Raw genomic sequence first — 6,853 nt, 5'->3', positions numbered from 1 at the left:
AAGTCTGGTCTATGATCCCGAGAATATCCTTTCTTAATAAAAATTGGTCTTTCTTTAATAATTTTTTCTTCTTCCTGTTTCTCTTTATCTTCTTCCCTTTTATCTTCTCCATCTAAATGAAATGATGTGGAATCTAAATGGGAGTATTTAAGGTCTATTTTAAATTTTTTAATTACTTCTAAAACTACTTCAATAAAAATATCATTTAGTCCATATTTATATAATTCATCCATTACTCTCCCAATTTTATCATCATTAAGGTAATCAGGTTTAATTCTTTCTCCTAACAATTTCTCAATGGCTTTATCTTGAAAAAACTGACTGAATAAATATAGAGGTCTTGAAACAAATCCTAGTCCATTGATTAAAATAGACTTAACTACTGTACCTGCTGAGATTTTTTCTCTAACATCTATTCCTAATTTATTATTAATTATTTTGACTATTCCTATTTCATCAATTAAACCAGCTACTATCCCTAAATGGTCTAAATTTTTAACTTGTATTTCTTCTAAATAAGACATTTTTCGCTCTTTTTTTACAGAGGAAACAACTTAAGCAATTATCCCACTTTTTTGTCTTCAAGAGCTTAAGCAATTATACTTAATTATTAAACCCAGGCTTGTAGTATTTAATGCTACTTTTTGAAGTGCGGAATCTGGGGTTCAACTTTGATTTCTATTACCCCTGGACAGTCTGCGGTGACTGCGATCGGTCCTCGCTTAAATGGTAGGATAATTAAAGGTGCAGTATTTCAAGGTGATATATTGTGGGCGATCGATTCTCAACAGAATGAACTATTAAGAATTGATCAAAATACAGGATCAATCCTTGAAAACAAAGAATTAATATTAAATGGTTCTCCTTATAATATATCTGCTTTTATCGATATAGCTGTTGCACCAGATAATTCTTTTTGGTTAGCTGATAGTTGTAGTGGCATAAGACAATTTAACATTAATACAGCAGAAGTTTCATCTTCCCAAATTCTTCCTTGTAGTACAGCAGGAACTAATAATGCTTTCGATGGAATAGCGTTTTCTGATAATGCTAGTGAAGATATTGCATTGATCGCAGAAACTAATTTTTCAGATGATATTCGTCAGATTAATTTGGTAACGAGTACACAAACGGCATTATTTAATAATGTTTACTCTAATTATAATGGCAATATAGATTTAGCCGCAGTAGTAAAAGTAACACAACCTGTGCCAGAACCTTTAACCATATTAGGGAGTTTAACAGCTTTAGGTTTTGGTACATTCTTCAAAAGAAAAATATCCAAGAAAAAGAACTAAAAACTTTTTTCTAATAACAATATAGCAATCAGGAATAATATAGCAATCATTTATCAGTTGTGATAATTAATGTTCAAACTGATCCCCCCTAACCCCCCTTATTAAGGGGATATCTCGATAATCTCACGAATCATTACTGATTACTATAGCTGAAAAGTCAGAACTTCTTAATATTATATTCTTCCAAATCCGATTTTGATCAATTTATGTAGTCTAAGTTGATCAAAATGGTACAACAGATTACATACTTAAAATGGTGGGTTACGGTGCCGATAAAAACTTATGATGTTTTTATCAAAATCAAATCCGCAGCTAACCCACCCTACGATCTAATTTGTTAATAAGTCTTGGGGATGAATAATAGTAATATTAGGGAGGGAAATAAAATCATTAGGATTGAAAGTTAGTAAATAAGGAATATTATGAACAATCATAACCGCAAGAAGTCTAACATCATGGGTTCTTTTCCCTTTAATATTATGATTAATAACTAATTGAAACCATTGGTTAAAAATGTATTCATTCTCTGGAAGAAAGGAAAATTGAGCAATGAATTGATGAATTTTTATGATGGTTTCTTCAGGAGTCCATCCTAACCCATTAACGTCACGAGGACGGGTTGCGACTACCCAAAATTCGATTAATACTTGGGAAGTAATTACACCTTTATTTCCTTGACTAAGAAGATGAGTAATGGTTGTAATAGCGAGAGAATGCTGCGAAGATGAAGTATCAGCAATTCTTAGTAGGATATTCGTATCTAGAAGATAGTCCATGAGTTAATCATACATCGTATCTCTATGTAAAGCTTCGTCCGGTAAATTAGCACTTTGTTTGGGTAGCGTTTCCACAAAAGCTAACCAGTTTTGAGTTCTTTCTTCAGGTGTTAATTGTTGGTTTTGTTCAGCACTTTTTTCAACAAATTTTTCTAAAGATTCATCGGTTAAGGGAGGATTAGATGATTGATGACTATCTATCCATGCTAACCAGTTAGCGGATTTTTGTTCTGGGGTAAGGTTAGGATCTGGTTTTGGAAGGGACATTTTTTGATTAAGAAATTGAGTAAAGTCTAAGACTTCTTGTTGTTTATCGGGGGGAAGTTCTCGCAGATATTCCATAACTGTTTGTTCAATGTTCATGGTAGTTAGTCTCTATAGTTTAGATAGTTTGTAGTGAGTCCTTTAGGACAATAAGAATGTTCGTCATCAAGGCTAAAGCCTTGACTACGAACTAAAAATATAGAATTAATTTAATTCTATATTCTTTCCCTTCCCCTTACCTACTTATTTAACAAAATGAGGCATTATTTCAGCAGCAGTAAATAACCCATGAATACCACGACTATGTAACGATAACCCTGCTTTAAGATAACCGAAAGCAGGTCCACAAACATTGGCTGCCATACTCGTTTCATCCCCTAATGTAAAGGTATGGGTGGATATTTTCCCTTCAAAGGTACGACCAGTTATTTGAACATTTGTACTTAAAGGTTTTTTCGAGTTACGGGTATCTACCACACCCCCAACGGTAACGCGATCGCGGGAACAAATGCCAGCTAACTCTAACATAATATCGTCAGCGTGTTCCATATTTTCTAGGGCGAGAATGCCGTTGGTTTGCTCCAGGAAAGCTTCCACCTCAGCATCACTCATAGCGTTAGCTTTATCCACGTTAAACCCTGGTAAATGGGCGATATCTTCCCTAATAGTAGCGCGGTAAGCTTCCCAGTTGGCAATACCCACACCAAAGGTTATTTTAACACTATGGATCTCGTGATAACTTTGAGCAGCAACAGCGGCCGCAGCAGTTAATAAACCTGGAGTTGCGCCACAACCAGTCATATAAGTAATGCCCGCAGCCTGTAAGTCTCCCTGTAATTGTAACAGTTGTTCCACGGCACTTGTACGCTTGAGAGCATCCACTAACACCCCTTTCCACCCCGAGGCGATAAACTGTCTTGCTACATCAGCCATAAAAGTGTTAGGAAGGTTAGGAAGAGCTAAAAAATAGCCATCCACGTTAGCCGTTTCTAGGAGGTCTTTGATACTATGGTTGCTAAGGGTTCCGTAGGAGTCTAAATAACCGATCGATCCTTGTTTGCTATATGTAGCGATCGCAGTTTGAGGGTTCAATCCTGTGTCACAATAAGCATAACCCTTGAGATCCGCCGCTGCAACCCAAGTCATTTCTTGTTTTGGGGCGAGAACTCTGGTCGCTGCCTGTCCAAGTCCCCCGAAGCCTAATATACCAACTTTCATGGTCTGATGACTACTCATTTTCATAACTATCTTTTTCTATTATGGGAGGTTATGGTCACAAGAAATATAAATTTTCATCAATTATTTGTCTTTTCCTGGCAGCTATTAATATATAAATAGAGAATAAATTATAAACTAATTATCAAGATTATGTTTCAAGTTGGGGACATTATTAGTCAACGTTATCGACTCATAGAAGTTTTGGGAAAGACAGCTATTGGCCATCAAACTTGGTTAGCGGATGATTTATTTTCCCCTATTGACTTATATGCTACACGAAAAAAACAATTACCTTGGTTAAAGTGGGTTTTTGATGTAAATCAGGTTTTCCGTTCTAAGGTTTATGAAAAAGTTACAGTTAAGTTATTAGCATTTAATCCCCAACTTTCCTGGGAACAATTTAAACTATTTGAACGAGAGGCTAAAGTTTTACAAGGGTTATCTCATCCTTTTATTCCCCGTTATCGTAACTATTTTGAACTATCTGAAGAACAGGGTAATGGTATTCCTTGGTTTGGTTTAGTGGAAGATTATATTCCTGGAAAATCTTTACAAGAGCTATTAGAAAATGGCGAAAGATTCCCTGAATCTAAAATTAGACAAATTGCTGTAAAAGTTCTCAAAATATTGATTTATTTACACGAATTAAATCCCCCCGTTTTGCATCGAGATATTAAACCCAGTAATTTGATTTTAGGGGAAGATAATAACATTTATTTAATTGATTTTGGTGCAGTTCAAGATCAAAATTCGGTGACAAATATCAGTTTTACTGTGGTGGGAACCAGTGGTTATACTCCCTTAGAACAATTTTGGGGTAAGGCGGTTTTTTCCTCTGATCTGTACGCATTAGGAGCAACATTAATTCATCTTCTTACAGGTATTTCTCCCACGGAATTACACGACCAAGATTATCAAATTGAGTTTCCAGATCAAGGTAAAATTAATCCTAGTTTGAAAGATTGGTTAACCGCTTTAGTTGAGATTAAAATGTCTCAACGTTATGAAACATCTAGAGAAGCATTAACCGCTTTAAAAACAGGTAAAATAAAGAATAAAAAGAAGAATAATAGGTTACTTAAATCAGATAAAAAAGAGGACTTAATAACAAAACTAAGATTAACCAAAACAGATAATTCTCTACAAGTTATAGTTCCTTCATCTCAATTAAAACTATTCAAAAAAATATTAAAGCTAGAAACAAACTTAATGAATAACCAGTTAGAGTTAAGTCGAGTTATTCCTTTATTCAGTATTTCTGGTCTGTTTTTGATTCCATTTACCTTAACTTTTACAGGTATTCTAATCCAAAATCCATCTTTTATTATAGCATCTTTGGAAATAATGGGAGGGATGAGTTTTCTAATTATCTTGGTACTTTTATTGTTGTATATAATTAGTAGAATGAGTGCAAAAACTTGTTTTTTGTTAGATAAAGAAACATTAAAGATACAAGAAAAAATCTTAGGATTCGAGTATGATCAAGAAGAAGAATGTAAAAAGAACATCATCGGAATTTTTATCCATGAATTACGTCATCGCTATGACGTGACTATTAACACTAGAAAAATGATTTATCAATTGGGTAATAAATTAACAGAAGAAGAGGCTATTTGGTTAGCAAAAGAAATTGAAAATTGGTTAAATTAAGATTAGAACAATTATGTTTAAATCTGGAGAAATTTTGGTTCAAAAATACCAACTAAAACAAAGATTAGGCCATACAGCAACTGGCCATCAAACTTGGTTAGCAATAGATAAGCTATCCCAGGAAAATATTACCCTAAAACTATTAGCATTTAGTCCTCAAATGCAATGGGAAGAGTTAAAATTATTTGAACGAGAAGCGAAAGTTTTACAGTCTCTTCAACACGAGAGAATACCTAAATATCGAGACTATTTTGACGTAGATAAAGACTTAGGTGGTGGGGTTGCTTGGTTTGGTTTAGTACAAGATTATATCCCCGGAGCATCGTTACAAGAATTATTAGAAAGAGGGAAAATTTTTAGTGAGAAAGAAACCTATAATATTGCTCTACAAATATTAGAAATTTTGGTTTATTTACATCAACTAAACCCTTTAGTTATTCATCGAGATATTAAACCCAGTAACTTAATTTTAGGGAAAGATAATCATATTTATTTAATTGATTTTGGTGCAGTACAAGCACAAGGAGCTATGACTGGTGTAACATTTACAGTGGTGGGAAGTAGTGGTTACGCCCCGTTAGAACAATTTTGGGGTAGGGCGGTACCAGCTTCAGATATTTATGCGTTAGGGGCAACTTTGATCCATTTATTAACAGGAATAGCCCCCGTTGACTTACCTCATAAAGATTCTCAAATTCAATTTTCTGATAAAGTTAATATTGCTAATTATTTTATTTATTGGTTAGAAAAAGCGACTAATATTGCTATAGAAAAACGCTTTCAAACAGCGCAACAAGCTCTAAAAAGTTTAAAGAATAAACAAAAATCTGATTTAATTACTAATTCAAATATTCTCACAATAAACTAACTCAACCAAATTATAGTCCTTTCAGACGTGAGGTAAAAGACAATAAACTATCTTTATATTTACCTCCTAAACTAACCTATAAAATGGGCAATACTAGCCTATTTGTCATGATCTTTGTCTTGGGAATTATTACCTTAACATTTTTCCCTTTTTCTCTCTTAGTTTTATTATTTGTTTATCGATATTGTCAAGACATGAGGGTTGTATTTTTAGAACAATCTTTTAAAATACAAAGAACTATTTTGGGATTAACTTACCAGTCTATTCATGGTTCAAGTGATGATATTCTTGGGGTTTTCTTGTATGGTAGTTCTAACAATTATCAAGTGAGAATTAGAACAAAAAAGAGAAGTTATATTATAGGAGAAAATCTCAGAGAAGAAGAATGTGCTTGGTTAGCCAAAGAAATTCAAGATTGGTTATATTATCATGGTAAGTAGGGTGGGCAATGCCCACCTTACCCGCTAAGAAATAAAGTTAGACAGTTGCCATAACTTTAGCTTCTTTAGCTTGCATAACTTTCATTAAATCTAACATCCGGTTAGAATAACCCCATTCGTTGTCGTACCAAGAAACAACTTTAAAGAAGTTAGAATTTAATTTTAGACCACCATGACCATCAAAAATACTAGAGCTACGATCTCCATTAAAGTCCATAGAAACTACATCTTGCATCGGTGTAACGATAACACTACCTTTTAACTCACCATTCGCTACCACACTCATAGCTACACATATTGCTTCATAACACCTATAAGATTTATTTTCTATGACATTAA

The 6,853-nt window shown here is 33.8% G+C and carries 6 protein-coding genes and 2 pseudogenes; 3 read left to right on the top strand and 5 right to left on the bottom strand.

What is annotated here, in order from left to right:
• Window positions 1–524, bottom strand: a 524-nt coding sequence (locus CWATDRAFT_RS28500) for an IS1634 family transposase (protein ID WP_042712720.1), incomplete at its 3' end; no start/stop codon positions are given.
• Between the two features lie 120 nt (window positions 525–644).
• Between CWATDRAFT_RS28500 and CWATDRAFT_RS41545 the strand changes: the two genes are divergently transcribed.
• A complete protein-coding gene (locus CWATDRAFT_RS41545; protein ID WP_326997447.1) occupies window positions 645–1,298 on the top strand; it encodes a PEP-CTERM sorting domain-containing protein in 654 nt (217 codons plus the stop codon).
• A 329-nt stretch (window positions 1,299–1,627) separates the two neighbouring features.
• On the opposite strand, the gene CWATDRAFT_RS28490 is transcribed toward CWATDRAFT_RS41545, so the two are convergent.
• The 3 genes from CWATDRAFT_RS28490 to bioU form a co-directional block, all read right to left on the bottom strand.
• The gene (locus tag CWATDRAFT_RS28490; RefSeq protein WP_007308229.1) at window positions 1,628–2,074 is read right to left on the bottom strand and encodes a type II toxin-antitoxin system VapC family toxin; all 447 of its coding nucleotides are present in this window, start codon (window positions 2,072–2,074) and stop codon (window positions 1,628–1,630) included.
• 3 nt (window positions 2,075–2,077) lie between these two features.
• Complete coding sequence (locus tag CWATDRAFT_RS28485) at window positions 2,078–2,437, bottom strand: DUF2281 domain-containing protein (RefSeq protein WP_007308228.1); 360 nt, start codon at window positions 2,435–2,437, stop codon at window positions 2,078–2,080.
• 144 nt (window positions 2,438–2,581) lie between these two features.
• Entirely contained in the window at window positions 2,582–3,574 is a 993-nt protein-coding gene (bioU, locus tag CWATDRAFT_RS28480) for a (S)-8-amino-7-oxononanoate synthase BioU (RefSeq protein WP_007312522.1), read from the bottom strand.
• Between the two features lie 132 nt (window positions 3,575–3,706).
• Here bioU and CWATDRAFT_RS28475 point away from each other — a divergent pair, with 132 nt between their 5' ends.
• Together CWATDRAFT_RS28475 and CWATDRAFT_RS28470 are read left to right on the top strand one after the other, a co-directional pair.
• The gene (locus CWATDRAFT_RS28475) at window positions 3,707–5,206 is read left to right on the top strand and encodes a serine/threonine protein kinase (RefSeq protein ID WP_007308231.1); all 1,500 of its coding nucleotides are present in this window, start codon (window positions 3,707–3,709) and stop codon (window positions 5,204–5,206) included.
• Between the two features lie 13 nt (window positions 5,207–5,219).
• Window positions 5,220–6,514 (top strand): annotated as a pseudogene (locus CWATDRAFT_RS28470) (serine/threonine protein kinase).
• Between the two features lie 37 nt (window positions 6,515–6,551).
• Here CWATDRAFT_RS28470 and CWATDRAFT_RS28465 read toward each other — a convergent pair.
• Window positions 6,552–6,853 (bottom strand): annotated as a pseudogene (locus tag CWATDRAFT_RS28465) (hypothetical protein); the annotation flags it as partial.

It is taken from the genome of Crocosphaera watsonii WH 8501 (assembly GCF_000167195.1).
In the GTDB taxonomy this organism is placed as follows: Bacteria; Cyanobacteriota; Cyanobacteriia; order Cyanobacteriales; family Microcystaceae; genus Crocosphaera; species Crocosphaera watsonii.
The sequence above is the reverse complement of the archived record's forward strand: the minus strand, read 5'-3'. Positions and strand labels throughout refer to the sequence as shown.